Here is a 26,250-nt window from a genome sequence, read left to right as displayed (position 1 = left end):
GGATAGGCTTGTCCGCCGTGGGAACACTGGTGGCATTGGAAGGCCTCGACGGAGCTGGAAAGCGAACGTTGATCGGCAAAGTGGAGAGCGAACTCCGCCGCGGCGGCACGTCGATCGCAACTCTGGATTTTCCGCGGTACGGAAAGTCGATCCACGCGGATCTTGCTGCCGAGGCACTCAAAGGATCACACGGAGATCTGGCTGAATCCGTGAACGCGATGGCAGTCCTGTTCGCCTTGGACCGCGCCGGTGCTGCGGATCGGATCTCGGAACTGTTGTCCACCAACGACATTGTTCTCCTCGACCGCTACGTGGCGTCCAACGCCGCCTACAACGCGGCGCGCGTGCATCAGGGCGTGGACGGCGAGATGGTCGCCTGGGTCCGTGAATTGGAGCTGGGCCGACTCGCTCTCCCCGCTCCCGATCTGCAGTTGTACCTCGACGTGCCGGTAGCGCTCGCCGAGCAGCGCGCCCGCTCGCGTGAGGCCGAGGACGCGTCGCGTCAGCTCGACGCCTACGAGCGCGACGGCGGCCTGCAAGCCAGAACCGGTGAGCTGTACACGCAGTTGGCAGCGACGGACTGGGTCTCACCCTGGTGGATCGTGGGGCCGGAGACGGACCCGGCCGACCTGGCGCACAGGCTCGCGGATTTCGCGTGATCGGTCACCCTTGCGGCCGTGATTCGAACTTTCCGGCACAGTAGAGGGAAAGACGCGGCACGCCGCACGGCCACGTAACGGTCTGATTCATCGCTCCGAGATGCAACGATAGGGATATGAAACCAAGGATTCTGGTTGTCGACGACGACACGGCACTCGCCGAGATGCTCACGATCGTGCTGCGTGGTGAGGGTTTCGATCCCTACGTGGTAGGCGACGGAACCCTGGCGCTCGCGGCAGTGCGTGAGACTCGGCCCGATCTGGTCCTGCTCGATCTCATGCTTCCCGGAATGAACGGCATCGACGTATGCCGGGTTCTGCGTGCGGATTCCGGTGTGCCCATCGTGATGCTGACAGCCAAGACCGACACCGTCGACGTCGTGCTCGGCCTCGAATCCGGTGCGGACGACTACATCATGAAGCCGTTCAAGCCGAAGGAGTTGGTGGCGCGGGTGCGCGCTCGCCTGCGCCGTACCGAAGAAGAACCGGCCGAACTGCTGAGCATCGCCGACATCGTGATCGACGTTCCGGCACACAAGGTCAGCCGCGGCAGCGAGCAGATCTCGCTCACACCACTCGAATTCGACCTGCTGGTCGCCTTGGCGCGCAAGCCGCGCCAGGTGTTCACCCGTGAAGTCCTCCTCGAGCAGGTGTGGGGATACCGCCACGCCGCCGACACCCGTCTGGTGAACGTGCACGTTCAGCGTTTGCGCGCCAAGGTCGAAACTGATCCCGAGAATCCCGAAGTGGTTCTGACGGTCAGGGGGGTCGGCTACAAGGCCGGACCGCCGTGAGCGGAGTTTCCAGGTGGCGTCGTCGTCTCAACCGACGGCTGACGCCATTCCTGCGGTGGTGTCACTCGATGAGCAACACCCTCGCGCACACGTGGCGACGCTCGCTCCAGTTGCGAGTGGTCGTCTCGACTTTGACGCTGTCCTTGATCGTCATCGTCATTCTCGGCGTCGTGCTCACCAGCCAGATCACCGATCGGCTGTTGGAAACGAAGATCACTGCGGCGACCGAAGAAATGGACCGTGCCCGCGGCATCGTGGAAGACCAACTCGCCGGCGTCGACGATTCGACGGCACTGAACGTCCAATTGGAGAGCGCGGCGTCCGGACTGACGAGCCGTCGAAACCAGACCTCGGGCCAGGCCTCCGGTTCGGCCGGCACCTTCGATCCGGTGCTCATCGTGCCCGGGGACGGGCCGCGCCAGCCGACGAGTTCGGGCCCGGTCGATCAGATCCCCGACAACCTGCGCGAGTTCGTCAAACGCGGCCAGATCAGCTACCAATTCGCGACGGTGTCCAACCCGAACGGTTACTCCGGACCCGCGCTGATCATCGGTAGCCCCACCGCGTCGTCGATCTCCGGTCTCGAGCTGTACCTGATCTTCCCGCTGGCCAGCGAAGACCGAAGTCTCTCTCTGGTTCGAAGCACCCTGCTGATCGGTGGCGCGGTGTTGCTGGTGCTCCTGGCGGCGATTTCACTGTTGGTCGCCAGACAGGTCGTCCTTCCCATTCGATCGGCCTCACGGATCGCGGTGCGTTTCGCAGACGGCCGACTCAAGGAACGAATGCCGGTCCGCGGCGAGGACGACATGGCGCGCCTGGCCATGTCCTTCAACGAAATGGCCGAGAGTCTGTCGAAACAGATCACCCAACTAGAGGAGTTCGGCAGTCTGCAGAAGCGCTTCACCTCCGATGTCAGCCATGAACTCCGCACTCCACTGACGACGGTCCGAATGGCAGCCGACCTGATCTACGACGGCAGTGAGAACCTCGACCCGATGCTGCGTCGGTCGTCGGAACTGCTTGTCGCCGAACTGGACAGGTTCGAGGGGCTACTGGCAGACCTCCTCGAGATCTCCCGCCACGACGCCGGCGTCGCGGAACTCGCGTCCGAACAACTCGACGTGCGTATGTGCGCTCGAGCGGCGGTTTCCACGGTTCGCCATCTCGCCCGCGAATCCGGCACCGAACTGATCGTGGACATGCCCGACGAGCCCGTCATGGCCGATGTGGATCCGCGCCGCGTCGAACGCATCCTGCGAAATCTCCTGGCCAACGCCATCGATCACGGTGAAGGGAAGCCGATCCTGCTTCGCCTTCGCGCCGACGACAATGCTCTCGCCTTCATCGTCCGTGACAGTGGCGTGGGATTGCGGCCAGGGGAGGAGAAGTTGGTCTTCAACCGGTTCTGGCGATCGGACCCGTCCCGTGTGCGCCGCAGTGGTGGCACCGGACTCGGCCTCGCGATCAGCGTCGAGGACGCGAATCTGCACGACGGCAAGCTCGAAGCCTGGGGCGAACCAGGCGTCGGCGCCTGCTTCCGGCTGACGCTCTCGCGTACCCGCGGCAAGAAAGTCGTGTCGAGTCCGCTGCCGCTCAAGCCGACGACCACCAAATTCGTGCGCACACCGAGCGAAGCCGACATCGTCGCCGATACCGTCGGCGAGGTCACGTCGTCCCTGCCGACGCCGCGTGAACCGGACTCGCGGAACGAGTCCAGTGGCGGAGATCGATCATGATCGGAACCCGCCGTCGTCTGGGACTTCTCGCAACAACGCTCAGCGTGCTGTTGCTGACCGGCGCGTGCGCGAGTCTGCCCGAGTCCTCGTCGCCGCAGGCAATCGGAACTCTGGCAACAGCCGTGCCCGGAACCTCCGTCGAATCACCGGCATCAGGGCGAGAGCCGGACCTGCTGGTACGCGACTTCGTCAAGGCGAGTACCGACCCGTCCAACCGGCATGCCGCAGCACGTCAGTACCTCACCAAGGACGCGTCGGCGCGCTGGGACGACGCGTCCAGCGCCGTCATCGTCGACAAGATCGACACCCTGTCCGCATCGCGAACCAGTTCCGAAGCGGTGTACACGATTCGGGTGAACAAGGTAGGTCGCCTCGATCCGGGCGGACTGTACGTTCCCGAAGAGGGCAGCTTCGAAGCGAGGATGACCCTGACGTTGACCGACGGCGAATGGCGGATCAGTGATCTGCCACCCGGTGTGATCATGGAGCGCCCGCAGTTCCTCGGCGCCTATCAGCGCAAGTCGTTGTTCTTCCTCGACCCCACGAGTCAGACGGTCGTCCCCGACCTTCGCTGGATTTCCGGCGGACAGGACCAGGTGGCAGCTCAGCTGATCGGTCTGATGATCGACGGACCGAAGGCAGCGCTGGCGCCGGCTGTACGAAACGAACTCGGCAACGGCGTGTCGGTGATCGGTCCGATCACCAAGGCCGACGGCAAGCCGGGACAGGTCGGTGTCGGGCTCGGTGGCGTGCGCATCAACTTCCGCCTCGACAACCCGATGGATGCTGCTACTCGCGGTTTGTTTGCAGCACAGGTCATTTGGACGCTCGCCAATGCCGATGTCGCGGGACCGTATGTACTGGAGATCGACGGCGAACCGCTGGACGCAGCTCATGCGGACGGCTGGACCACCGCTGACGTCGCATCCACCAACCCGCTGGCCACCACGAGTGCGACCGTCGGACTGCACGCCCTGCGCAACGGCTCACTGGTGAGCGTCACCGAGCAGGAGGCGGCTCCGGTGCCCGGCTTCGCGGGCACTGCGGGCAACCTGACAGCGGCCGCTCTCTCCCGGGACGGCAAGTTGGTGGCAGCCGTCGCGGACACTGCTCGGCCGGATCCAGCCACAAGATTCGACTTGTCGCTCGGGACCTACGGCGAAGGATCCGTTCCGGTACTCGAAGGCAGTGCCATCACCCGACCTTCGTGGGAGCTGGACAACAACGCGGTCTGGGCGGCCGTGAACGGCAATACCGTCGTAAGGGTCGTCCGTGAACCAGGCACCGGCCGGGTGTCGGTCACCAATGTCGATGTCGGGGCCCTGACGTCGGTCGGTTCCACGATCTCGGAACTACGACTCTCCCGTGACGGTGTGCGAGCGGCGATGATCATCGACGGCAAGGTCTACCTGGCCGTAGTCGTGCGCACAGCCAGCGGCGTCTACGCCCTGACGAGTCCACGCGCAGTGGCCTCCGGTTTGGGCAGCACCGCGCTCTCGCTCGACTGGAGCAACAGCGACACCATCGTGATCGCGCGCAGTGGAGCCGACATACCGGTCGTCCAGGTCGCGATCGACGGTTCCCGAATGGACGCGCTGCCGAGTGGAAACCTGACGGCTCCCGTCACCTCCGTGGATGCGTCGCCGACCACCGAGTACGTGGCCGACGCGCGCGCGGTGTTCCAACTGAACAACAACGACCCCGCCGGGGATCGTCGTTGGCGTGAAGTGACCGTGCTGACCGGACAGAAAGCCATCCCGGTTCTACCTGGCTGACGCGTCTCCACCCGGCTGACGCGTCGGCGCTCGGTTTCATGTCGGTGCCCCAGGTCATGATTCGGCCATGGGGGACAAGAAATTCGGTGCCGGCCTGCTCGATCTGTTGTTGCCACGCGAGTGTGGTGGGTGTGGCCGCACGGGGACTCTGTGGTGTCGTGAGTGCGCGGAACTGATGCGTGACCATCCGGTTCAACTGAGTCCGCGCGTCGACCCGGGCGTGCCGGTGTGGGCACTCGGCCGCTACGACGGCCCCAGGCGGCGCAGTGTGATCGAGATGAAGGAACGGGGTCGTCGGGACCTCTCGACGCCTCTGGGGATCGCTGTGGCCGGTGCATTGGCCACGCTGGAACGGTGGGGCGAGCTCGGCACCGGGATTCGGGACCCGATCGTCCTGGTGCCGGCACCCACACGCGCCCGCGCGGCGCGCTCTCGCGGGGGTGATCCCGTGCGCCGGGTAGCCGAGAGTGTGCGCGAAAAGCGCGAAACCGGTTCTGCTGTGGCTCGTCCGATACGAGTGTGTCCGATTCTCCGGATGACGCGGGGCGTACGTGACTCGGTGGGGCTGTCCGCGGCCGACCGGGTGACCAATGTGAACGGTCGTGTGTCTCTCGACACCACAGCGATCTCTTCCATGGCGCAAGACTGCGACATCGTCGTGCTCGACGACGTGCTGACCACGGGAGCGACTGCGGCAGAGTCGGTTCGGGCACTCTCGCTCAGTGGGATTCGGACAACTCTCGTGCTTGTCCTTGCAGGGGCTTAGATGAATTTCGTTGGAACAGTGGCACTCGCGCGCGTTACGTACTAGCGTCGGCGGCACACCCGAAAATACTGGTAGGAGGTGGTACTTCGATACTGGTGCCGGGCGGATCCCCTCTCGGTACTTGCAGAATTTGCCGCCGCCCACCGTGGGGCGGGGCCGTAATTGGGAGGTACGAGTGACGACCCCTTCGCAAGCCTCGTTTTTCATCGAGGACGCCACCATCGAGCGTTCCGAGAATGCCGCAGCTCCGAGATCCGACGTCGTAGTCAAGGGACGAAATGTCGAGATCCCCGATCACTTCCGAATCTACGTTTCGGAAAAGCTGGCGCGACTCGAACACTTCGACCCCTCCATATTCCACTTCGACGTGGAACTCCAACATGAACGCAACCGACGACAGGCGAAGAGTTGCCAGCGCGTCGAGATCACCGCTCGAGGTAAAGGCCCGGTGGCCCGAGCCGAAGCGTCCGCAGACAGCTTCTACGCCGCCTTCGAATCGGTGATCGACAAGCTCGAGAGTCGCCTCCGTCGAACCAAGGACCGCAAGAAGGTCCATTACGGTGACAAGCGACCGGTATCCGTCGCGGAGGCAACCGCCTCCCTCGTCGACGCAGACTCACTCGGAGTCACACCGGACATTTCGCTGAACGGTCAAGAGCCGGACGAGTACGACGGCCCCGGACGCGTGGTCCGCACGAAGGATCACCCGGCCGAGCCGATGACCATCGACGACGCTCTCTACGAGATGGAACTGGTCGGACACGACTTCTTTCTCTTCCATGACAAGGAGTCGGACAAGCCGTCCGTCGTCTACCGTCGTCACGCTTTCGACTACGGATTGATCCGCCTGACATGACCCAATCGGTGGTGGGTTTGCTCGCTCGCCGCCGGTAGCGCCTACCATGGAATCCGGCCGGAGTTTTCGGACCCCGGCCGGATTTTCAGTGTGTGACCCCCTGTCGCCGAAGATTGAGGACGAAGAAGACTGTGCCGTCGCTGTCGCTATCGAAGCTGCTCCGTGTTGGTGAAGGTCGCATGGTCAAGCGGCTCAAGCACATCGCCGAGCATGTCGAATCTCTGTCGCCCGATGTCGAAGGCCTGACAGACGAGCAACTCAAAGCCAAGACCACCGAGTTCCGTGAGCGCTACGCCGCCGGGGAATCCCTCGACGAGCTGCTGCCCGAGGCATTCTCCGTGGCCCGCGAGGCGTCGTGGCGCGTGATCGACCAGAAGCACTTCCACGTGCAGATCATGGGTGGTGCGGCCCTGCACTTCGGCAACGTCGCCGAGATGAAGACCGGTGAGGGCAAGACCCTGACCTGCGTTCTTCCGGCATACCTCAACGCGATCGCCGGCGACGGCGTCCACGTGGTCACAGTCAACGACTACCTCGCCAAGCGTGACTCGGAGTGGATGGGCCGCGTTCACCGCGCCCTCGGCCTCGAGACCAGCGTGATTCTCTCGGGCATGACGCCGGCCGAGCGTCGCGTCGCCTACGCAGCGGACATCACCTACGGAACCAACAACGAGTTCGGTTTCGACTACTTGCGTGACAACATGACGCATTCGTTGGACGACCTGGTCCAGCGTGGCCATGCGTTCGCCATCGTGGACGAGGTCGACTCGATCCTCATCGACGAAGCCCGAACCCCGCTCATCATCTCGGGCCCGGCTGACGGCTCCAGCAAGTGGTACAGCGAATTCGCGCGCATCGCCCCGCTGCTGAAGAAGGACGTTCACTACGAGGTCGACATCCGCAAGCGCACCATCGGTGTGCACGAGGCGGGCGTCGAACTGGTCGAGGACCAGCTCGGTATCGACAACCTGTACGAAGCCGCGAATTCGCCGCTGGTGAGCTACCTGAACAACGCGATCAAGGCCAAAGAGCTCTACACCAAGGACAAGGACTACATCGTCCGTGACGGTGAGGTCATCATCGTCGACGAGTTCACCGGCCGCGTGCTGGTCGGCCGCCGCTACAACGAGGGCATGCACCAGGCGATCGAGGCCAAGGAGAAGGTGGAGATCAAGGCGGAGAATCAGACCCTCGCCACGATCACCTTGCAGAACTACTTCCGTCTGTACGACAAGTTGTCGGGCATGACGGGTACCGCCGAGACGGAAGCTGCCGAGCTTCATCAGACCTACACCCTCGGCGTGATTCCGATCCCGACCAACCGTCCGATGGTTCGAGTCGACAACGGCGACCTCATCTACAAGACCGAGGAAGCCAAATTCGACGCGGTGGTCGACGACGTCGTCGAGCGCCACGAGAACGGACAGCCCGTCCTCATCGGTACCACCAGCGTCGAGCGCTCGGAGTACTTGTCGAAGCAGTTCACCAAGCGCGGTGTCGCCCACAACGTCCTGAACGCGAAGTTCCACGAGAAGGAAGCGACCATCATCGCCGAGGCCGGTCGCTCCGGTGCGGTCACTGTCGCGACCAACATGGCCGGCCGCGGTACCGACGTCGTGCTCGGTGGTAACCCGGACATCATCGCCGACATCGCGCTGCGCAAGAAGGGCCTCGATCCGGTTACGACGCCGGACGAGTACGAGGCAGCGTGGGACGCAGTTCTGGACGAGGTCAAGGCCGAGGTCAAGGCCGACGCCGAGAAGGTCCGCGATGCCGGCGGCCTGTACGTCCTGGGCACCGAGCGTCACGAATCGCGTCGTATCGACAACCAGTTGCGTGGTCGTTCCGGACGTCAGGGTGATCCCGGCGAATCGCGGTTCTACCTCTCGCTCGGTGACGAGCTCATGCGCCGCTTCAACGGTTCGGCACTCGAGTCGATCATGACGCGCCTGAACCTGCCCGACGACGTCCCGATCGAAGCCAAGATGGTCTCGAAGGCCATCAAGAGTGCTCAGACCCAGGTGGAGCAGCAGAACTTCGAGATTCGCAAGAATGTCCTCAAGTACGACGAGGTCATGAACCAGCAGCGAACGGTCATCTACAAGGAGCGCCGCCAGATCCTCGAGGGTGAGGACATGGAAGGCCAGGTCGAGCAGATGATCACCGACGTGGTCACCGCTTACGTCGACGGCGCCACCGCTGAGGGATACGTCGAGGACTGGGATCTCGAGCAGCTGTGGACCGCGCTCAAGACGCTGTACCCGGTCGGTATCGATCACAAGACGTTGGCGGGGGAGGACGGCGCAGGCATCAACAGTGACCTGAGTCGTGACGACCTGCGAACCGCTTTGCTCGAAGACGCCCACGCGGCGTACAAGAAGCGTGAGGCCGAGATCGATGCGATCGCCGGCGAAAACGGTATGCGCGAACTCGAGCGTCGTGTCTTCCTCTCGGTCTTGGACCGCAAGTGGCGTGAGCATCTCTACGAGATGGATTACCTCAAGGAGGGAATCGGTCTGCGTGCGATGGCCCAGCGCGATCCATTGGTCGAGTACCAGCGCGAGGGTTACGACATGTTCATCGGCATGCTCGACGGATTGAAGGAAGAGTCCGTCGGATTCCTCTTCAATCTCCAGGTCGAGGCAGCGCCGGCTCAGCCCGCGAGCGGAATTTCCGTCACCGCAGGCTCGGCCGCCGCGGCGTCGGCCACGGCGCCCAAGCCGCTCCCGACGCAGGAAGCTGCGGCCAGGACTGTCGGAACTGCTGCCCCGACGGCGTTGCGCGCCAAGGGACTTGACGACGAAGGTCCGTCACGACTGACGTACACCGGCCCGGACGAGGACGGCAAGGCGAAGGCAACTCGCGGCTCGGCCGCCGACTCCGGTGACGGCGCCGCCTCGCGTCGCGAACGTCGTGAAGCAGCGCGGACGCAGTCGAAGAGCAATCGGGCTCCGAAGTCCAAGCGCAAGCGCTGAGCAACCAGCGCAGGTAGTACTCGGCAGGCTGGACGGTCACACCACGTGTAGTGCGGTGACCGTCCAGCCTGTTCCGTCTGTGCGGTCGATCCGACCCGCGACGGCAAACGTCTGCGTGCCTCGTGTGTACGTCGCACAGACTTCGGCGGTACTCTCCGACACTGCTTGAACGTGGGTGCGGTGAACAGCCGCGCCGCCCAGCTTTCGGGCCGAAAACTCCGAAGTGTAAAGTCGTGCAACAACTTCCAGGACGGACGGCGTCAACACGCCCTTGAGCTGTCGCGGATTTCGTCGTCGGTCGACGGTTTCGAGAACCAGGCGAAGCGATCGATTCCAGAAGATGTCGGCACCTGCCAAGCGCGGTGCCGGAGTGTGAGTGAACCCGGCACTGGGCGACGTTCCGTTGTGCGGCGACTTTCGCGGGCGATGCAGCATCCGGTCTGTTCGACACTGCATTCGGTCTGGCCGACACTGTGGCCGCACCAGCACGACGGTGTGTGCGTGCGGCTCGAAGTGCGGCGCCGGCTCGAGAATGATTGCGCAGTCCTGCTCCATGACATCCCCCCGGATGATCGTGCGTCCGAGATGGTCGTCTCGGACTTCGCTCCCCCGAGCGATGGTGAGAAGCATGACACGAAACGCTCGAGATGTCGCCGTGATCACCATCGCGACTTAGGGTGATGGCGTGCGGGGACTTCTGTTGGATGTCGGTGGCGTGCTGTTCGGTCCGGGATCGGATCTCGACGGTTTGAGCGCGGTCGTGCGCGCGGTGAGGGCCCGCGGAATCGTGACGGGAATCGTCAGCAACGATCCCGGCGGTGCCAATGCTCAGTGGTTGCGGGATCTCGGTGACGGGGTCTTGGTCGACGACGTGATCTTGTCCGGTGACGTCGAGATGGCGAAGCCCGGCGCCGAGATCTATCTGTTGGCGGCGAGTCGGTTAGGCGTCGATCCGGGGGAGTTCGTCTTCGTGGACGATCTCGAGGTGAACGTTCGCGCGGCGGTGGCCGTCGGGATGGTCGGGGTCCATCACGTCGGCTCGGAATCGACCATCGAGGAGTTGTCGATTCTGTTCGAGCTCGGCGAAGGAGGGGACACGAAGCCATGGTGAACAGACTGACCACTCAGGACGCGGCCTTCTACTTCCTCGAAGCCGGGACGACGCCGATGCATGTCGGCTCGTTGGGGATTTTCCGGCAATTGCGAAACGGGATCGATCACGAGGAATTGCTTCGCCTGGTCGAAGATCGGCTCGGATCGGTTCCGCGGTACCGCCAGAGAGTTCGTGAGGTGGCGTTCGGGCTGGCCCGCCCGGTGTGGGTGGACGACTCGGATTTCGACATCACGTATCACGTCCGTCGATCGGCTCTGCCCAAGCCGGGGTCCGACGAACAGCTGATGGATCTGATCGCGCGGCTGACGTCGAGACCTCTCGACAGCACGAGACCGTTGTGGGAGATGTACCTGGTCGAGGGTCTGAGCAGAAACAGATTTGCCATCTTCACGAAGTCCCATTCGTCGTTGGTGGACGGCGAGGCGGCTCCCGAGATCAGTCAGGTGATCTTCGATCCGGAGAAGAATCGAGCGCCCGGCCCCGAAGAATTGTGGATGCCCGCCAGGCCGCCGAGCGATACCAGCTTGTTGGTCAGTGCGCTGGCGGATCTCGTGACGAGTCCGGGGGAGGGGATCGCGCGGGCGCGTGCAGCGTTCAACGACGTGACCACGTCCGTCACCGAGGCGGTGAGCGCACTCGGAAAGCTCGCAGAAGTCGTTCGAACGGCGACGCAGGTTGCCCCGTCGAGCCCGCTCAACGCCACAATCTCGCGCAATCGACGCCTCGCGGTGGCCAAGACGTCACTCGAGGACTATCGACGCATTCGCGCGCGGTACGGGTGCGAGATCAACGACGTGATTCTGACCGTCATCGCTGGAGCGATGCGGAACTGGTTGCTCTCGCGTGGCGAGCCGGTGACCGAGGCGACCATCGTGCGGGCGATGGTGCCCATGTCGGTCTACACGGATGGCCCCGAGAGTCCCGACGTCGACGATCCGCAGGCGCCGGGACATGTTTCCTCGTTCCTCATCGACCTGCCTGTCGGTGAACCCAACGCTGTGGTTCGGCTCTCGCACGTGGCGCATGCGACGGAGGCATTCGCGCGTCAGGGTCGGCGAGTCACCGCGCAGACGATGGTGCGAATGTCCGGGTTTGCGCCGGCGACGCTGCATGCGATGAGCTCCCGGGCGGCCAGCAGTCTGTCGCAGCGAATGTTCAACTTGATGATCACCAATGCGCCAGGGCCGCAGTTCCCGCTCTACCTCGGCGGAGCTCGGATGCTGGAGATGTATCCGGTGTCGCCACTGCTCAAGAATCAGACACTCAGCATTGCCCTGACGTCGTACGACGGAAATGTCTACTACGGTTTGAATGCCGACCGTGACGCGATGTCGGACGTCGACGTCGTTCGTTCGCTGATCTTCGAGTCACTCGAGGAATTGACGGATGCGAGTCGGTGACGAACGAGCATGAAGGTGGTCTCATGAGGGTGTACGTACCGGCGACGGTCGAGATTTTGCAGAAGTTGGTCGCAGATCAGGAGTTCGACCCGATGAGCCGGACGGCTTTTGCGGTCACCCCGACGTTGCGTGAGTCGTACGCGGCGGGGGACGACGACGAGTTGGCCGAGGTCGCCATGGGTGAGGCTGCGCGTGCGTCGCTGCGGCTGATCGCCGGAACCGAGGGCGACGTCACCTTCCGGCGTGCTGTCGTTGCCGCCGACGTCGACGATGCCGATGTGAAGTTGCGGCCCGATCTCGACGATTCGGTAGTCCGATTGGCAGGTCCTGTCACGATGGCTCAGGTTGCATCTGTGCATGTCGACCTCGAACAGGCAGAATCGGACATCGAGCGCGCTGCTGGCATAGTCGACGCGGCGGATCTCGGTGATGCCGATGCCGAGTTCACGCTCGGCGACGCGGAGGACCACGAGTTGGCGTGGTACGCCGCGCAGGAGTTGCCGTTCTTGCTCGACCTGCTGTAAATGTGCTTACCGTCAAGTAACCTACGGTACCGTAACCTGATAACCTACGGTACCGTAGGCAGTGGGTTCGGAAGGTGAGAGGTGGAGGTCTGATGGGTCTGAAGGACTGGATCGAGGCACCGGCGGCGTCGGTAGTTCCGGCAGCGCGGTCGAAGCTCAATCTGCTTCGCGGTGCGGCGGCTCGGCTGACCACACCATTGCTTCCCGACGACTATCTGCACCTCGCAAATCCGTTGTGGTCCGCCCGCGAGCTGCGTGGTCAGATCGTCGAAGTCCGGCCCGAGACCACGGATTCGGCGACCATCGTCATCAAGCCGGGTTGGGGATTCGACTTCAACTACCAGCCGGGGCAGTACATCGGCATCGGCCTGCATATCGACGGCCGGTGGCACTGGCGGTCGTACTCACTCACTTCTCCTCCCAACTGGGAGAACAAGCGCATCTCCATCGCGGTCAAGGCCATGCCCGAGGGCTTCCTCTCGAGCCACCTCGTCAGCGGCGCGGTGCCGTCGGGAACCATCGTTCGACTGGCCACGCCGTCGGGCAACTTCGCGTTGCCTGATCCGCCGCCGGAGAAGATCCTGTTCATCACCGCGGGCAGTGGCATCACTCCGGTCATGGGCATGCTGCGGACGATGAACCGGCGCGGTCAATTGCCCGACGTCATGCACATCCACTCGGCTCCGACGGAATCCGACGTGATGTTCGCCGACGAACTCACGGCACTGCACGCAGAGCACGAGGACTTCGTGAGCCACGTTCAACTCACGCGCCGTGACGGAAAGTTCAAACTCAGTTCACTCGACACGGTCTGCCCCGACTGGCGTGAGCGCCATACCTGGGCGTGTGGACCACTTCCGTTGCTCGACGAGCTCGAAGACGTCTGGAAGGCGGAAGGCATCGAGGATCGACTCCACATGGAGCGGTTCGCGGTGTCGCGCATCGACGCTTCGGCGGACGGCGGCACGGTCACGTTCGAGAAATCGGGTAAGACGATCACCGTCGACGGCGCGACGACCCTTCTGGAGGCCGGCGAGCAGTCCGGTGCCTTGATGCCCTTCGGTTGCCGTATGGGCATCTGCCAGACGTGTGTCGTACCTCTCGTTGCCGGCCACGCGATCGATCTACGTTCGGGTAAACAGCACGCGGAGGGTGAGCGCATTCAGACGTGCATCTCCGCTGCCGCCGGCGACTGTACGCTGGACGCATAGCTTCTAGGCACACGGAGGACCACGGTGGCCATCACCGATATCAAAGAGTTTTCGCACCTCACCGAGGCCGATGTCGAAGCTCTCGGACGTGAACTCGATCAGATTCGACTCGACATCGAAGACTCTCGTGGAATCCGGGACGCCCGCTACATTCGTCGCGTCATTCGCGTCCAGCGGGCGTTGGAGCTCGGCGGGCGTATCGCGCTGTTCGGCAGTCGGTACCGACCGGCATGGCTGGTCGGTACGACCCTGCTGAGCCTGTCGAAAATCATCGAGAACATGGAACTCGGGCATAACGTCATGCACGGGCAATGGGACTGGATGAACGATCCCGAGATTCACTCCGTCTCGTGGGAGTGGGACCAGACCGGTCCTTCCGAGCACTGGAAGCGCGCCCACAACTACCAGCACCACACGTACACCAACGTCGTCGGGATGGACGAGGATCTCGGTTTCGGGATTCTGCGTATGACGCGTGACGAGCCGTGGAAGCCGATCAACCTGTTCCAGCCGATCGCCAACGTGATCTTGGCGGCCACGTTCGAGTGGGGCATCGCGCTGCACGACCTCACGGCGGCAGCCGAGTTGGAGGGCGCGGAAAAGGGACAACTGAACTCGCAGGCGAACAAAGACTTCGCGCGCAAGATCTTTCGTCAGGTGGGCAAGGACTTCATCTTGTTCCCGGCTCTGACGGGGCCGGCGTGGAAGTCGACCATGACGGCCAATGCCACCGCGAATCTCGTGCGCAACCTGTGGGCGTACGTCGTCATCTTCTGTGGCCACTTCCCGGACGGTGCCGAGAAGTTCACGGTTGCCGAATTCGAGCAGGAGACTCGTCACGAGTGGTACCTGCGCCAGATGCTCGGTAGTGCGAACTTCAATTCGGGCAAGCTCATGGGACTCATGAGCGGCAATCTGAGTTACCAGATCGAGCATCACGTGTTCCCTGATCTGCCGAGTAACCGCTATCCCGAAATCGCTGTGAAGATGCGTGCATTGTGCGAGAAGTTCGATCTCCCGTACACCACCGGTTCGCTCTTCAAGCAGTATCTTCTGGCTCTGCGCACGATCCACAAGTTGGCTTTGCCGGACAAGTGGCTGACCGCAACCTCGGACAATGCTCCGGAAACCTCTTCGGAACTACGGTTCCGCGACTCGGGATTCCGGGATGCAGCCATGGCGATGGTCGAGGACCTTCGTACGGATCCGGTCACCGGTAAGCGTCTCGGTTTGTTGACCGCACTCAAGTCACAGGCCCGTTCCCGCATGCCGAAGCGCCGGAAGTGATATAGGTTACATCGGGAAAAACCTAACCTACGGTGCCGTAAGTTACGCTACAGTAGGTGCAGTTGATCTGAACGATTCGCATTCATGATCGTTCTGCACTTACTACTTTGCGCCTAACTCACTGCTAGGAGGCTTTCCATGGCGATTGCAGATGTCAAGGAATACGCACATCTCACGGACGCCGACATCGAGGCGCTCGGCCGCGAACTCGACGCGATCCGTCGCGACATCGAGGAGTCGCGCGGCGAGAAGGACGCGCGCTACGTGCGCAACGTCATTCGCCTGCAGCGTTCGCTCGAAATCGGGGGCCGCGCAGTGCTTTTCGCCAGCCGTCGTCGTCCGGCGTGGCTTGCCGGAGTTGGACTGCTGACGCTCTCGAAGATCATCGAGAACATGGAACTCGGGCACAACGTGATGCACGGGCAGTGGGACTGGATGAACGACCCGGAGATCCACTCCACCTCGTGGGAGTGGGACGTCACCGGCCCGTCTGCACACTGGAAGCAGACCCACAACTACCTGCATCACAAGTACACCAACGTCCTCGGAATGGACGACGACGTCGGATACGGCCTCCTTCGCGTCACCCGCGATCAGCGCTGGAAGCCCTTCAATGCCGGCAACCTGGTCTACAACACGCTGCTCGCTCTGTTCTTCGAGTACGGCATCGCCGCTCAGCACCTCGAGCTGGGCAAGGTGGCCAAGGGCCGCGCCGACAAGGAAGAGACGCAGCGCAAGCTTCGCGAGGTCGGCGAGAAGATCGGCAAGCAGGTCCTGCGCGACTACGTCATCTACCCGGCCATCACCGGACCGGCGTGGAAGAGCACGTTGTCGGCCAACTTCACCGCCAACACCCTGCGGAACGTGTGGACCAACGCGGTCATCTTCTGCGGTCACTTCCCGGACGGTGCCGAGAAGTTCACCAAGGAAGACATCGACAAGGAAACACAGGCTCAGTGGTACCTGCGTCAGATGCTCGGCAGCGCCAACATCGAGGGCAGCGCGCTCATGGACTTCATGACTGGCAACCTGAGCTACCAGATCGAGCATCACCTGTTCCCCGATCTGCCCAGCAACCGCTACAAGGACATCGCGGTCACGGTGCGTCAGCTCGCGGACAAGTACGACTTGCCGTACACGACGGGCCCGCTTGCCGTGCAGTACGCCAAGTCCTGGCGCACCATCGCCAAGCTGTCGCTGCCGAACAAGTACCTCAAGGACACCGTCGACAATGCGCCCGAGACGGCGTCGGAGCGGATGTTCGACGGCGAACTGACGTCGACCGTCGATCCCGTGACCGGGCGTCGCAGCGGCCTCAAGAGCGCCATCGCACGCAAGCGTAAGAGCGGCAAGCTGCGCAGCCTCCTGGGCCTTCGCTGATTTCCCGCCTGCGCTGACCAGAACAGAAGCGGCCCGACACCATTCGATGGTGTCGGGCCGCTTTGCTGTTCTCGCGCTGGGGCGTCGTGCAGGGGTGTCGCTCAGTACTGATCGTTGGACTTGATCGCTTCCAGCAGTTGTCGCACCGCGACGACGCGTCGAGCTGATTTGCCCTCCAGCAGGTCGAGCTTGCATTCGGGATCCGCCGGCGGCCCCAGGTGTGTGCATCCGCGCGGGCAATCCTCGATCGCCGCGGCAAGGTCCGAGAATGCCGCCACCACATTCTCGGGTGAGATATGTGCAAGGCCGAACGAACGGATGCCGGGAGTGTCGATGACCCAGCCGCCGCCGGCGAGGGGGAGCGCCACCGATTGTGTCGACGTGTGCCGGCCCTTGCCGACGCCGGACACGATGCCGACCGCTCGATTGGCATCGGGGACAAGACGATTGACCAGTGTCGACTTTCCGACGCCGGAATGCCCGATCAGGGCGGTCAGCTTGTGCTCGAGGATCTGCGTCAGTTCGTCCAGTGGATCGTCGCGACCGGCGACGACCACTTGGATGTCGAGGTCGGCGAAAGTGCTCGCGAATTCCTCGGGTGGTTCGAGGTCGCTCTTGGTCAGGCAGACGATCGGTGTCAGGCCGCCCACGTAGGCGGCGACCAGTGCCCGCTCGACGAAGCCGGTGCGCGGTGGGGGATCGGCGAGTGCCACGACGATGAGTAACTGCTGGGCGTTCGCGACGACGATGCGTTCGAAGGGATCGGTGTCGTCCGCGGTTCGGCGCAGAACCGTCGAACGCTCGGAGACCCGGACGATGCGAGCCAGAGTATCGGTTTTACCCGACAGGTCGCCGACAATGTCCACCTGATCGCCGACGACGATCGGGGTGCGGCCCAACTCGCGGGCGCGCATCGTGACGATCAGCCGGTCGGGATCACCGCCGAGGACGCAACCCCAACGGCCACGATCCTTCGACACCACCATCCCCGATTCAGCCGAGAGATGTTCGGGCCGAGTTTTCGTACGGGGGCGGGATCCGCGTCCGGGGCGTACCCGGACGTCGGACTCGTCGTACTGCCGCGGACTCAGAAGCTTGCCTTCGGCGTCGCAGTCGAACTCTCGAGCATGTCGACCCACATGTTCTCGAAGCCGGGCAGTGTCTTGGCGGTGGTTCCTACATCGTCGACCTCGACGCCGTCGACGACCAGGCCGATGATCGCGCCGGCTGTTGCCATGCGGTGGTCGGCATACGAGAGCCATTGTCCGCCATGGAGTTCCGCGGGAACGATCGTCAGGCCGTCATCGGTTTCGGTGACGGAGCCGCCGAGCTTGTTGATCTCGTCGGCGAGGGCGGCCAGACGGTCGGTCTCGTGCCCGCGCAGGTGTGCAATACCTCGTAGATGCGAGGTGCCCTCGGCGAGAGCAGCCAGGGCCGCGACGGTGGGGGTCAGCTCTCCCACGTCGTGGAGATCGATGTCGATGCCGCGCAGTTTCTCCGGGCCGCGAACGGTCAGCACGCCGTCGGCAAGAGCGACGTCGGCGCCCATCGAGGCGAGGATCCCGCGGATCGCGTCGCCGGGTTGCGTGGTCGACGACGGCCACATCGGAACGCTGACGGTTCCGCCGATCACTGCGGCAGCGGCCAGGAACGGTGTGGCGTTGGAGAGATCGGGTTCGATCGCCCAGTCCACGGCGCGCACCGGCCCCGGTGCCACACGCCAGGTGTCCGCGTCACCGCCCGTGGCTGGTGTCGTCACGGAAACTCCGGCTTCGCGGAGCATCTCGACGGTCATGTCGATGTGCGGCATGGACGGGACGGGCTTGCCGTCGTGGTGGACGGTGACACCCTCGTCGAAGGCAGCAGCCGAGAGGAGGAGACCGGAGACGAACTGCGACGAACCGGATGCGTCGATGGTGACCGTCCCGCCGCGTAGGGATCCGGTTCCGGTGACGGTGAACGGGAGTGCGTCACCCTCGATGTGTGCGCCGAGACCGCGGAGGGCTTCCAAGATGGTGCCGAGCGGTCGTGTGCGTGCCTGCTCGTCGCCGTCGAAGCGAACGATGCCGTCGGCCATCGCGGCGAGCGGCGGCAGGAAGCGCATCACGGTGCCTGCCAGGCCGCAGTCGACCTCGCCGCCGCGCAGGGGCCCAGGGGTGATGCGAAGCGTGGTCGGATCGCCGGCTTCCTCGACGCCGATGCCGAGGTCACGCAGAGCTGCGATCATCAGGTCGGCGTCACGGCTGCGGAGTGCACCGGTGATCGTGGACGGGCCATCCGCAAGTGCGGCAAGAATCAGAGCTCGATTGGTGATGGACTTGGATCCGGGCAGCGTCACCACTGCATCGACGGGTGCTTGGGCCCTCGGGGCGCTCCACAGACTCAGACTCACATGGTCCATCTTCTCTCATCGGTGGGGGAATGGTCGAAACCGTGCCACCCTGGGTGTCATGTGCGGAAGGTATGCGACCACAGCGGACCCGGCCACCCTGGCGGTGGAACTCGATGCGCTCGACGAGACGGACCACTCGGCGCCCGTCGAAGCCGACTACAACGTGGCCCCCACGACCGAGGTGTTGACCGTCGTCGAACGCCACGATCGAGAGAACCCCGACAGCGATCCGACCAAGAGGATTCGGCGGATGCGGTGGGGATTGGTGCCGTCGTGGACCAAGGAGCTGGGCAAAGGCCCGGTCCTGTTCAACGCCCGCGCCGACTCGCTGGCGGAGAAGCCGGCGTTTCGGACCGCCTTCAAGTTCAAGCGTTGCCTGGTCCCCATGGACGGGTGGTACGAGTGGCAGACCGAGGCCACCGGCGGGAAGAAGGCCGCGAAGATTCCCTACTACATGCACCCCGACGACGGATCGCGGCTGTTCATGGCGGGCGTGTGGTCTGCCTGGCGGGACCCGAGGGTCGAGAACGCGAGCCCCGTCCTGAGCTGCTCGATCGTCACAGTCGACTCTCTCGGTCACCTCGAGCAGGTTCACGACCGCATGCCCCTCGCCCTGCCTCGTGACCGCTGGGAGGCGTGGCTCGATCCCGACAACACCGTCGATTCGGCCCTGCTCGAGCCGGTACCGGATCTCTTCGAACGAATCGACGTCGATCGAGTCCGGCCGCTGGTCAACAGTGTCAAGAACAACGGACACGAGTTGATCGAGCCGGACGTCGACCGTGCCGGCGAGCAGATCAGCCTGCTCTAGCAGTCAGCCGAGAGCCCAGGTAACGGTCACTTCGAACGAGACCTGCTGGGTTCCCGGGGCGAGAACCATGTCGGACATCGAGGCGTCGGGAGCGCGCATGGTCTGACCGCCACTCGTGTCGTGCGCCTCGGTGATGTTCACGACGTTCTCGAGCGAAGTGCCGGACAGATCCGCGTACTGCTCGGCACGGTTCTTCGCGTCCTCGAAAGCTCGGGTGCGGGCGTCGGCCAGAAGCTGAGAGTCGTCGTCGATGGCGAAGGCGACGTTGCCGAGCCGTGCCGCGTTTCCGCCCGCCGCGATGCCGGCGTCCAAGACAGAAGAGGCCTTGTCGAGATCGCGGACGACGATCCGTACCGAGTTGGTTGCCCGGTAGCCGGTCACGTTGCCGCCGATGAACGGTCCACCACTGGCGTCGTACTGCGGCTGGACGGACAGATCGCTTGTCTGCACGTCCTCGGGGGCCACGCCGGCGGCGACTATCGCGTCGATCATCTGACGGGCCTTGTCATTCGACTCGGAGACCGCTCCCGATACATCCGGGGCAACAACCTCGATGCCGATGTCGGCATTGAGGATGTCCGGCGCTCCGCGGACCTGCCCTGATCCGACTACCGTGACTTCCTTGGCGGCATTGTCCGAACTCCCGCAGGCCGTCAGCGAGACGGTGAGGGCTGCCGCTGCAGCGGTCAGTGCAAGAGTTTTCAGGTGTGGTCGCATGGTGAGACCGTAGCGACCGGATACTCAGCCCGCCGTGATTTGCGCCGTGACCGCGCCACTCAACTGCACGAGGTCCGTCGGAGCCAGCTCGATCTCGAGCCCGCGTCGACCGGCGCTGCAGAGAACGCGGTCCCAGTCGAGCGCCGACGCATCGATCACGGTCGGCAGTTTCTTGCGCTGGCCGAGCGGTGAGATGCCGCCGAAGACGTAGCCGCTCGAGCGCTCGGCTTCGGCGCGATCGGCCATGACTGCTTTGCTCGCACCGAGGGCAGCGGCCGCAGCCTTGAGTGAGAGCTTGTCCGGGACCGGCAGAACCGCGACGGCGAGCTTGCCGGTGTCGAGTTTGACTACCAGGGTCTTGAAGATCTGGGCAGCCTCGACGCCTGTCGACTCGGCCAGCGCGTCCACGGCTTCGTCGCCGAACGATTCGGCGCGAGGATCGTGGTCGTAGCTGTGGACTCGGTGCGGTGTCTTCGACTTGTCGAGAAGTACGGTCGCAGGGGTCGCTGTTCCGGCCATGAGGACACCCTATGCGGATCGACGGCAGGTGCATCCGACCAGGCCGGGAACAGAGTCGCAGACTCCCGTGTTGGTACCAGTTGATGAAACTTGTCCCGAGAAGCGAAGGAGCGACCGTGCTGGCTGTGTGTGAGCCACCACCGGCCCGTGGGTCGGATCTTCAGTTGGCGGTAACCTTGATCCCTACGGCTAGTGAAGGGATCAGAGTGCTGGAACACGACCGGCCCAAGGACGAACCGTCAGGGGTTAGCGAACCTGCCGACGGCGCAGTGTCCGAAACGCCCGAAACTGCGGATGAGTTGATTGCCCGGTTCGAGCGCGACGCGCTCCCGCTGCTCGACCAGTTGTACGGCGCTGCCTTGCGTATGACTCGGAATCCGGCTGATGCCGAGGATCTCGTGCAGGAGACGTACGTCAAGGCGTACACCGCTTTCCGCTCGTTCCGTGCCGGTACCAACCTGAAAGCCTGGCTGTACCGGATTCTCACCAACACCTACATCAACTCGTACCGTAAGAAGCAGCGCCAACCCGCGCAGTATCCGACGGACGAGATCACCGACTGGCAGTTGGCCGCGACCGCTGAGCACACGTCCACAGGTCTGCGTTCGGCCGAGGTGGAGGCGCTCGACGCGTTGCCCGACGACGACATCAAGGCGGCGCTGCAGTCGCTTCCCGAGGAATTCCGGATGGCGGTGTACTACGCCGATGTCGAAGGATTCCCGTACAAGGAGATCGCGGAGATCATGGGCACACCCATCGGAACGGTGATGTCGCGACTGCACCGTGGTCGCAAGCAATTGCGTGGTCTTCTGGCCGATGTCGCAAAGGACCGGGGATTCAATCGGGACGGCGCAGTCGACACAGCCACAGTCGCAGCCACCGAGACGGAAGGTGTCACACGATGAGTGAGCAGGACGAATTCGAAAGGCTCGACTGCTCGGCAGTCATCGCCGACGTCTGGTTGATGCTCGACGGTGAATGTGACGATTCCAGTCGTGCTCGCCTGCAACGTCATATCGACGATTGCGGATCGTGCCTCGAGGCCTACGGGATCGAAGAGAAGGTCAAGAGCCTGATCAACCGTAAGTGCGGCGGAGACCACGCGCCGGAAAGTCTGCGTCAGCGGCTCACCGTCGAGTTGCGTCGGACCATCGTCATAACGACTACCGAAACCGACAGCTAGCCCGTCAGCGACGATCTGAGCGGTAGTAGCGTAAGGCAGTAACGCCGAGGGGCGGGGAAGCAATGCTTCCCCGCCCCTCGGACGTTTTGTTGCGCTACATGTCAGGCGTTTGGACGCTTGCCATGGTTAGCGGCGTTGCCCTTACGGCTGCGCTTCTTACGACCACGCTTACCCATGATTGGTATCCCTTCTGTTTCTTTCGCGTCATTGTTTCACGCCGATGCCGGTGTGGTTCCATTGGCAGGTCGATCGAGTGATCCGTCGACGTATTTTCGTGGTCAGAGTGCAGTTCCGACAGAAGTGAGGTTCACGATGGCAGAAGACGTCCGCGCCGAGATGGTTTCGACGGTCTACCAGGTGGTCGTGAGCGAGGGAGACGTCGTTGCGGACGGCGACACCCTGGTCATCCTCGAATCCATGAAGATGGAGATTCCGGTCCTGGCCGAGGTTCCGGGAACGGTGACGACGGTGGGCGTCAAGGTCGGCGATGTCATTCAGCAAGGCGATCTGATCGCCGTGATCTCCTAAGTCGGACGATGTCCACTCTCAGTGACCTCCTCGCCGAACACACCGATCTCCCGGGTGCGGCGGTCGACCACCTCCAGCGCGTAGTGGGCGAGTGGCAACTGCTCGCCGACCTCTCCTTTGCCGATGTTCTTCTGTGGGTGGGCACCGAATCGGAGAAGACCCGTTCGGAGGGGTCGGTCATCTGCGTCGCGCACTGCCGGCCGACAACGGCATCGACGGCTTTTCCGGAGGACGCGGTCGGGACGGTCGTTTCCGAGTCCGAGCACCCGCAGGTTCTCCGCGCTCTCGTGGAGGGCCGCGTCGTTCGCGGCGAAGACGAGACGTGGCGTGAAGGAATGCCGCCACGTAAGGAAGCCGTTCCCGTGCGTCTGGACGGGCGCGTCATCGCGGTTCTGAGCCGCGACACCAACCTGTCGCACCAGCGAGCGCAGAGTCCGCTCGAGCTCGCGTATCTCGATTGCGCCGAAGACCTGTGTCAGATGATCAGCGACGGAACCTTCCCGATCCGAGAATCGCGCTCGGACACGAACTCGAGCCCACGTGCGGGCGACGGGTTCATCCGTCTCGACACCGAAGGCACCGTCGTCTACGCCAGCCCGAACGCGCTCTCGGCCTATCACCGGATGGGCTTGAGTTCGGATCTGGTGGGCCAAGATCTCGCGGCGTTGACCCGTTCGTTGGTCACCGACCCGTTCGAGTCTTCGGAAGCTGCGGGATACATCCGGGATACGTTGGCGGACAAGCCCGGTCGCCGTATGGAGATCGAGGCGCGCGGGGCGACCGTTCTGCTGCGAGCCCTGGTCCTCAAGCCGGGCGGTCGGCACGTCGGTGCTGCGGTCGTCGTCCGCGACGTCACCGAGGTCAAGCGTCGTGATCGCGCGCTCCTGAGCAAGGACGCGACCATCCGCGAGATTCACCACCGAGTGAAGAACAACCTGCAAACCGTCGCGGCGCTTCTGCGTCTACAGGCCAGACGAACCGGCAACGACGAAGCGCGACAAGCGTTGACAGAATCGGTGAGGCGCGTGACGTCCATCGCCCTCGTTCACGACACCTTGTCGATGTCGGTGGACGAAGAGGTGGATCTCGACGAGGTGATCGACCGGTTGGTTCCCATGCTCTCCGATGTCGCGGGAGTAGGTGTGCCGGTGACGATTCGGCGTGAGGGAAGTTTCGGAGTGTTCTCCGCCGAGCGTGCCACCCCGTTGGTCATGGTGCTGACGGAGTTGGTGCAGAACGCCATCGAGCACGCTTTCGATCCAGGTATTACCGGCACGGTCACATTGAGCGCCGAGCGTTCTGCACGCTGGTTGGACGTGATCATCCACGACAACGGGCGCGGGCTCCCGGAAAATTTCGACCTCGAGAAATCCGATCGCCTCGGACTGCAGATCGTTCGGACTTTGCTGGGCGCCGAACTCGGCGGCTCACTCGGACTGCACCCGGGGAGCGGCGGTGGCACCGACGCGGTTCTGCGTGTGCCGCTCGGTAGGCGTACTGCGCGTTACTGATTCGCGCATCGTTACTGATTCGAGCAGACAAAAAGCCCGGCACCATGTGGTGCCGGGCTGTCGTCTTCGACTGTGCGGAGGGGCTGTTCTCCGTCGCGAGTCGAACGTCTCGGTTCTACCTAGACGGAAGTGCGTGCACGGGTACGTGCGTTACGACGCTTGAGTGCGCGACGCTCGTCTTCGCTCATTCCGCCCCAGACGCCTGCATCCTGACCGGACTCGAGAGCCCAGGACAGGCACTCGGCGGTGACGGGGCAGCGGTTGCAGACAACCTTGGCATCAGCGATCTGAGCGAGGGCCGGTCCGCTGTTTCCCACCGGGAAGAACAGTTCGGGATCCTCGTCGCGACAGATTGCGTTGTGGCGCCAGTCCATCTTTTTTCGCTCCTTAATTGGGTGTGTATTCACACCATTTGGTACCAATGAGTTTGTGTGTGCGTCATCAATGTTTCCGCACTGTTACTTGTGAATGCTTTCACGAACTCGCGGTATGTCAATAGGTTTGAACGGGTTCGTGGGCCAACTCACTAATTTGTGACACACCTGACGGCCACCTGGGCGTCACCGGCATTTTACCCGATTTCGGCTATTCGGCACCAGAGTTTTTGCAGGTCAAACGTGTTGCCTGACTCACGTCGCAATCGGCGCGAACACTTCCAGTGCATCCGGGACCGAGGTGAATTCGACCTTTTCGCGAAGTCCGATGTAGTCGCCGTCCATCTGCAGTCCGATCGGTCGCGACGATTCGATGGTGATTGACGGGACGTCGTCGGTGCGGAGAAGAACCTTCGATTTCGGCTCGGCGCCGCGTGCGAGGAGCTGTCGCACAACCCGCAAGGACGGTAGGACTTTGGTGCTCGTCATGGCGAAGATGCCGAGTCCGCTGTCGAAAGTCGTTCCCGGATTGGTGTGTACGGGGCGCTCTTCCAGATATGTCCACGGGCTCGAGTTCGACACGAACGCGTAGTGGACTCCGGAGACGGGATCCTGTTCGGGAAGGTGGACGGTCAGTGCTGGTTCGGCTCGCTTGGCACGGAAGAACGCCGCGATTGCGGTTCGGACGTACCGGGCGGGTGTGGCGGCGTCACCGTTTTTGCGGCTGGCGTCGACGGCCTCGCAGACATCGGCGTCGAGGCCCATTCCGGCGTTGAACGTGAACCAACGGTTGTCGCAGTGTGCGAGTCCGATTCGGCGTCGCGTGCGCTCGGAGAGGAGGTCGACGAGTTGGTTCGTGGCATCGATCGGGTCGGCGGCGATACCGAGCGAGCGCGCGAAAACGTTTGCCGAGCCTCCGGGGACGACTGCGATCGTCGGGATCGGACCGACCGGAACCGATTTCATGGACGTGGGATGCGGTGACCCGAGCAGTCCGTTGACCACTTCGTTGACCGTGCCGTCGCCGCCGTGGACGATCACCGAGCCGAACCCGTCTTCGTGGGCTTCGCGCGCCAGTTCGGCAGCGTGTCCCCGATGTGTGGTGTGCGCCACAGTAAGTCGCACCCGACTCTCGAGGGCGTGTGCCAACAGGTCACGACCGGCAGCGGTGGTGGAGGTGGCATTGGGGTTGACGATCAGCAGTGCGCGCACGGGGCATGAGCCTATCCGGTGTCGTGTTCTAGGCTGGCCTCGTGCCGAATACCGCCAGTCCGAACGCCCTGCCCAAGACAGTCACATGGGCAGGTGCCCTCGTGACGCTGCAAGGGCTCGTTGCCGCCGGGTTCGCGATCGTCGCAGTGATTCGCGGTGCAACCGGCCACGATCAGAGCGTCACCAACGGATACGGATTTGCCGCCTGGGTCGCGATCCTCGGCGGCGCGGTGTTGGCTGCCGGTATAGCGCTGTTGACCGGTCGCCGGTGGGGCCGGGCCATCGCCGTCGTCGCCCAGCTGCTGCTCCTGCCGGTTGCCTGGTCGCTGCTGACCGATTCACATCAGGTTCCGCTCGGCATCGTTCTGGGTGTCGTCGTTCTCGGTGCCCTCGGCTGCCTGTTCTCGGCGCCGACGTCTCGGTGGATGGCAGCGGAGTACGGAGCCTATGCCGACGAGGCGTCATCGGACGAGGAACGTCCGGACGCCGAAGGAACCGGCGACACCGGGCGCAAGAAAGACTGAAC

The 26,250-nt window shown here is 63.4% G+C and carries 26 protein-coding genes; 19 read left to right on the top strand and 7 right to left on the bottom strand.

Features of this window, described 5'->3' with window-relative positions:
- Positions 1–17: 17 nt before the first annotated feature.
- From G8767_RS07810 to secA, 7 genes are all read left to right on the top strand, one after another.
- Positions 18–659, top strand: a complete 642-nt coding sequence (locus tag G8767_RS07810) for a dTMP kinase (RefSeq protein WP_166809767.1) — start codon at positions 18–20, stop codon at positions 657–659.
- 116 nt (positions 660–775) lie between these two features.
- Positions 776–1,453 carry an MtrAB system response regulator MtrA gene (gene mtrA, locus G8767_RS07805; RefSeq protein ID WP_003941013.1) on the top strand — a complete coding sequence of 226 codons (678 nt, stop codon included), beginning with the start codon at positions 776–778 and terminating at the stop codon, positions 1,451–1,453.
- The gene (gene mtrB, locus G8767_RS07800; protein ID WP_095969093.1) at positions 1,450–3,189 is read left to right on the top strand and encodes an MtrAB system histidine kinase MtrB; all 1,740 of its coding nucleotides are present in this window, start codon (positions 1,450–1,452) and stop codon (positions 3,187–3,189) included. Before mtrA ends, mtrB begins: the two co-directional genes overlap by 4 nt.
- On the top strand, positions 3,186–4,964 hold the full coding sequence (lpqB, locus tag G8767_RS07795) for an MtrAB system accessory lipoprotein LpqB (protein WP_124566405.1): 1,779 nt from the start codon (positions 3,186–3,188) through the stop codon (positions 4,962–4,964). The genes mtrB and lpqB overlap by 4 nt, the downstream gene beginning before the upstream one ends.
- A gap of 67 nt (positions 4,965–5,031) precedes the next feature.
- Positions 5,032–5,730: a ComF family protein gene (locus tag G8767_RS07790; protein ID WP_166809766.1), complete on the top strand. Its 699-nt coding sequence runs from the start codon at positions 5,032–5,034 to the stop codon at positions 5,728–5,730.
- 175 nt (positions 5,731–5,905) lie between these two features.
- Positions 5,906–6,586: a ribosome-associated translation inhibitor RaiA gene (gene raiA / locus G8767_RS07785; RefSeq protein ID WP_003940893.1), complete on the top strand. Its 681-nt coding sequence runs from the start codon at positions 5,906–5,908 to the stop codon at positions 6,584–6,586.
- Between the two features lie 131 nt (positions 6,587–6,717).
- A complete protein-coding gene (gene secA / locus G8767_RS07780; RefSeq protein WP_166809765.1) occupies positions 6,718–9,561 on the top strand; it encodes a preprotein translocase subunit SecA in 2,844 nt (947 codons plus the stop codon).
- Between the two features lie 36 nt (positions 9,562–9,597).
- Here secA and G8767_RS07775 read toward each other — a convergent pair whose 3' ends face one another.
- Positions 9,598–10,191 (bottom strand): Rv3235 family protein, encoded by a 594-nt coding sequence (locus G8767_RS07775; protein WP_240951957.1) that lies wholly within the window; start codon positions 10,189–10,191, stop codon positions 9,598–9,600.
- A 55-nt stretch (positions 10,192–10,246) separates the two neighbouring features.
- Here G8767_RS07775 and G8767_RS07770 point away from each other — a divergent pair, with 55 nt between their 5' ends.
- The 6 genes from G8767_RS07770 (at position 10,247) to G8767_RS07745 (ending at position 16,477) form a co-directional block, all read left to right on the top strand.
- Positions 10,247–10,672, top strand: a complete 426-nt coding sequence (locus G8767_RS07770) for an HAD-IA family hydrolase (protein ID WP_166809763.1) — start codon at positions 10,247–10,249, stop codon at positions 10,670–10,672.
- Positions 10,666–12,075 carry a wax ester/triacylglycerol synthase family O-acyltransferase gene (locus tag G8767_RS07765; protein WP_095969099.1) on the top strand — a complete coding sequence of 470 codons (1,410 nt, stop codon included), beginning with the start codon at positions 10,666–10,668 and terminating at the stop codon, positions 12,073–12,075. The genes G8767_RS07770 and G8767_RS07765 overlap by 7 nt, the downstream gene beginning before the upstream one ends.
- Positions 12,076–12,098: 23 nt before the next feature.
- Positions 12,099–12,599 (top strand): hypothetical protein, encoded by a 501-nt coding sequence (locus G8767_RS07760; protein ID WP_020969223.1) that lies wholly within the window; start codon positions 12,099–12,101, stop codon positions 12,597–12,599.
- A 92-nt stretch (positions 12,600–12,691) separates the two neighbouring features.
- The gene (locus tag G8767_RS07755; protein WP_003940928.1) at positions 12,692–13,810 is read left to right on the top strand and encodes a ferredoxin reductase; all 1,119 of its coding nucleotides are present in this window, start codon (positions 12,692–12,694) and stop codon (positions 13,808–13,810) included.
- A 24-nt stretch (positions 13,811–13,834) separates the two neighbouring features.
- On the top strand, positions 13,835–15,097 hold the full coding sequence (locus G8767_RS07750; RefSeq protein ID WP_020907111.1) for an acyl-CoA desaturase: 1,263 nt from the start codon (positions 13,835–13,837) through the stop codon (positions 15,095–15,097).
- Positions 15,098–15,235: 138 nt separating this feature from the next.
- Positions 15,236–16,477 (top strand): fatty acid desaturase, encoded by a 1,242-nt coding sequence (locus tag G8767_RS07745; RefSeq protein ID WP_003940700.1) that lies wholly within the window; start codon positions 15,236–15,238, stop codon positions 16,475–16,477.
- 101 nt (positions 16,478–16,578) lie between these two features.
- On the opposite strand, the gene rsgA is transcribed toward G8767_RS07745, so the two are convergent.
- Together rsgA and aroA are read right to left on the bottom strand one after the other, a co-directional pair.
- Positions 16,579–17,616 carry a ribosome small subunit-dependent GTPase A gene (gene rsgA, locus G8767_RS07740; protein ID WP_124566400.1) on the bottom strand — a complete coding sequence of 346 codons (1,038 nt, stop codon included), beginning with the start codon at positions 17,614–17,616 and terminating at the stop codon, positions 16,579–16,581.
- Entirely contained in the window at positions 17,565–18,878 is a 1,314-nt protein-coding gene (gene aroA, locus G8767_RS07735; protein WP_166809762.1) for a 3-phosphoshikimate 1-carboxyvinyltransferase, read from the bottom strand. The genes rsgA and aroA overlap by 52 nt, the downstream gene beginning before the upstream one ends.
- A gap of 49 nt (positions 18,879–18,927) precedes the next feature.
- Between aroA and G8767_RS07730 the strand changes: the two genes are divergently transcribed.
- On the top strand, positions 18,928–19,680 hold the full coding sequence (locus G8767_RS07730) for an SOS response-associated peptidase (RefSeq protein WP_020969226.1): 753 nt from the start codon (positions 18,928–18,930) through the stop codon (positions 19,678–19,680).
- A 3-nt stretch (positions 19,681–19,683) separates the two neighbouring features.
- On the opposite strand, the gene G8767_RS07725 is transcribed toward G8767_RS07730, so the two are convergent.
- Positions 19,684–20,397: an SIMPL domain-containing protein gene (locus G8767_RS07725; protein ID WP_166809761.1), complete on the bottom strand. Its 714-nt coding sequence runs from the start codon at positions 20,395–20,397 to the stop codon at positions 19,684–19,686.
- 24 nt (positions 20,398–20,421) lie between these two features.
- Positions 20,422–20,916: a Cys-tRNA(Pro) deacylase gene (gene ybaK, locus G8767_RS07720; protein ID WP_166809760.1), complete on the bottom strand. Its 495-nt coding sequence runs from the start codon at positions 20,914–20,916 to the stop codon at positions 20,422–20,424.
- A 269-nt stretch (positions 20,917–21,185) separates the two neighbouring features.
- Between ybaK and G8767_RS07715 the strand changes: the two genes are divergently transcribed.
- The 4 genes from G8767_RS07715 (at position 21,186) to G8767_RS07700 (ending at position 24,138) form a co-directional block, all read left to right on the top strand.
- Entirely contained in the window at positions 21,186–21,821 is a 636-nt protein-coding gene (locus G8767_RS07715; protein WP_021343724.1) for a sigma-70 family RNA polymerase sigma factor, read from the top strand.
- On the top strand, positions 21,818–22,099 hold the full coding sequence (gene rsrA / locus G8767_RS07710) for a mycothiol system anti-sigma-R factor (RefSeq protein ID WP_003940722.1): 282 nt from the start codon (positions 21,818–21,820) through the stop codon (positions 22,097–22,099). Before G8767_RS07715 ends, rsrA begins: the two co-directional genes overlap by 4 nt.
- 312 nt (positions 22,100–22,411) lie before the next feature.
- A complete protein-coding gene (locus G8767_RS07705) occupies positions 22,412–22,627 on the top strand; it encodes a biotin/lipoyl-binding carrier protein (protein ID WP_007731208.1) in 216 nt (71 codons plus the stop codon).
- 8 nt (positions 22,628–22,635) lie between these two features.
- Positions 22,636–24,138 (top strand): sensor histidine kinase, encoded by a 1,503-nt coding sequence (locus tag G8767_RS07700; protein WP_166809759.1) that lies wholly within the window; start codon positions 22,636–22,638, stop codon positions 24,136–24,138.
- 119 nt (positions 24,139–24,257) lie between these two features.
- On the opposite strand, the gene G8767_RS07695 is transcribed toward G8767_RS07700, so the two are convergent.
- Complete coding sequence (locus G8767_RS07695) at positions 24,258–24,512, bottom strand: WhiB family transcriptional regulator (RefSeq protein WP_003940950.1); 255 nt, start codon at positions 24,510–24,512, stop codon at positions 24,258–24,260.
- Between the two features lie 255 nt (positions 24,513–24,767).
- On the bottom strand, positions 24,768–25,724 hold the full coding sequence (locus tag G8767_RS07690; protein ID WP_166809758.1) for a diacylglycerol kinase family protein: 957 nt from the start codon (positions 25,722–25,724) through the stop codon (positions 24,768–24,770).
- Positions 25,725–25,765: 41 nt separating this feature from the next.
- Here G8767_RS07690 and G8767_RS07685 point away from each other — a divergent pair, with 41 nt between their 5' ends.
- Positions 25,766–26,248, top strand: coding sequence for a hypothetical protein (locus tag G8767_RS07685; RefSeq protein WP_124566395.1), 483 nt, complete (start codon positions 25,766–25,768; stop codon positions 26,246–26,248).
- Positions 26,249–26,250 lie beyond the last annotated feature (2 nt).

This window comes from Rhodococcus sp. IC4_135 (genome assembly GCF_011602025.1).
Lineage (GTDB): Bacteria > Actinomycetota > Actinomycetes > Mycobacteriales > Mycobacteriaceae > Rhodococcus_F > Rhodococcus_F baikonurensis.
Note: the sequence above shows the minus strand (reverse complement) of the source record. Positions and strands in the feature narration are given on the sequence as shown.

Bases quoted from the DNA above. Each gene is read 5' to 3' on its own strand.
- mtrA (WP_003941013.1), top strand. From the start codon at position 776: ATGAAACCAAGGATTCTGGTTGTCGACGACGACACGGCACTCGCCGAG.
- lpqB (WP_124566405.1), top strand. From the start codon at position 3,186: ATGATCGGAACCCGCCGTCGTCTGGGACTTCTCGCAACAACGCTCAGC.
- G8767_RS07790 (WP_166809766.1), top strand. From the start codon at position 5,032: ATGGGGGACAAGAAATTCGGTGCCGGCCTGCTCGATCTGTTGTTGCCA.
- G8767_RS07775 (WP_240951957.1), bottom strand. From the start codon at position 10,191: ATGCTTCTCACCATCGCTCGGGGGAGCGAAGTCCGAGACGACCATCTC.
- G8767_RS07765 (WP_095969099.1), top strand. From the start codon at position 10,666: ATGGTGAACAGACTGACCACTCAGGACGCGGCCTTCTACTTCCTCGAA.
- G8767_RS07760 (WP_020969223.1), top strand. From the start codon at position 12,099: ATGAGGGTGTACGTACCGGCGACGGTCGAGATTTTGCAGAAGTTGGTC.
- G8767_RS07755 (WP_003940928.1), top strand. From the start codon at position 12,692: ATGGGTCTGAAGGACTGGATCGAGGCACCGGCGGCGTCGGTAGTTCCG.
- G8767_RS07745 (WP_003940700.1), top strand. From the start codon at position 15,236: ATGGCGATTGCAGATGTCAAGGAATACGCACATCTCACGGACGCCGAC.
- aroA (WP_166809762.1), bottom strand. From the start codon at position 18,878: ATGGACCATGTGAGTCTGAGTCTGTGGAGCGCCCCGAGGGCCCAAGCA.
- G8767_RS07730 (WP_020969226.1), top strand. From the start codon at position 18,928: ATGTGCGGAAGGTATGCGACCACAGCGGACCCGGCCACCCTGGCGGTG.
- G8767_RS07725 (WP_166809761.1), bottom strand. From the start codon at position 20,397: ATGCGACCACACCTGAAAACTCTTGCACTGACCGCTGCAGCGGCAGCC.
- ybaK (WP_166809760.1), bottom strand. From the start codon at position 20,916: ATGGCCGGAACAGCGACCCCTGCGACCGTACTTCTCGACAAGTCGAAG.
- rsrA (WP_003940722.1), top strand. From the start codon at position 21,818: ATGAGTGAGCAGGACGAATTCGAAAGGCTCGACTGCTCGGCAGTCATC.
- G8767_RS07705 (WP_007731208.1), top strand. From the start codon at position 22,412: ATGGCAGAAGACGTCCGCGCCGAGATGGTTTCGACGGTCTACCAGGTG.
- G8767_RS07700 (WP_166809759.1), top strand. From the start codon at position 22,636: ATGTCCACTCTCAGTGACCTCCTCGCCGAACACACCGATCTCCCGGGT.
- G8767_RS07695 (WP_003940950.1), bottom strand. From the start codon at position 24,512: ATGGACTGGCGCCACAACGCAATCTGTCGCGACGAGGATCCCGAACTG.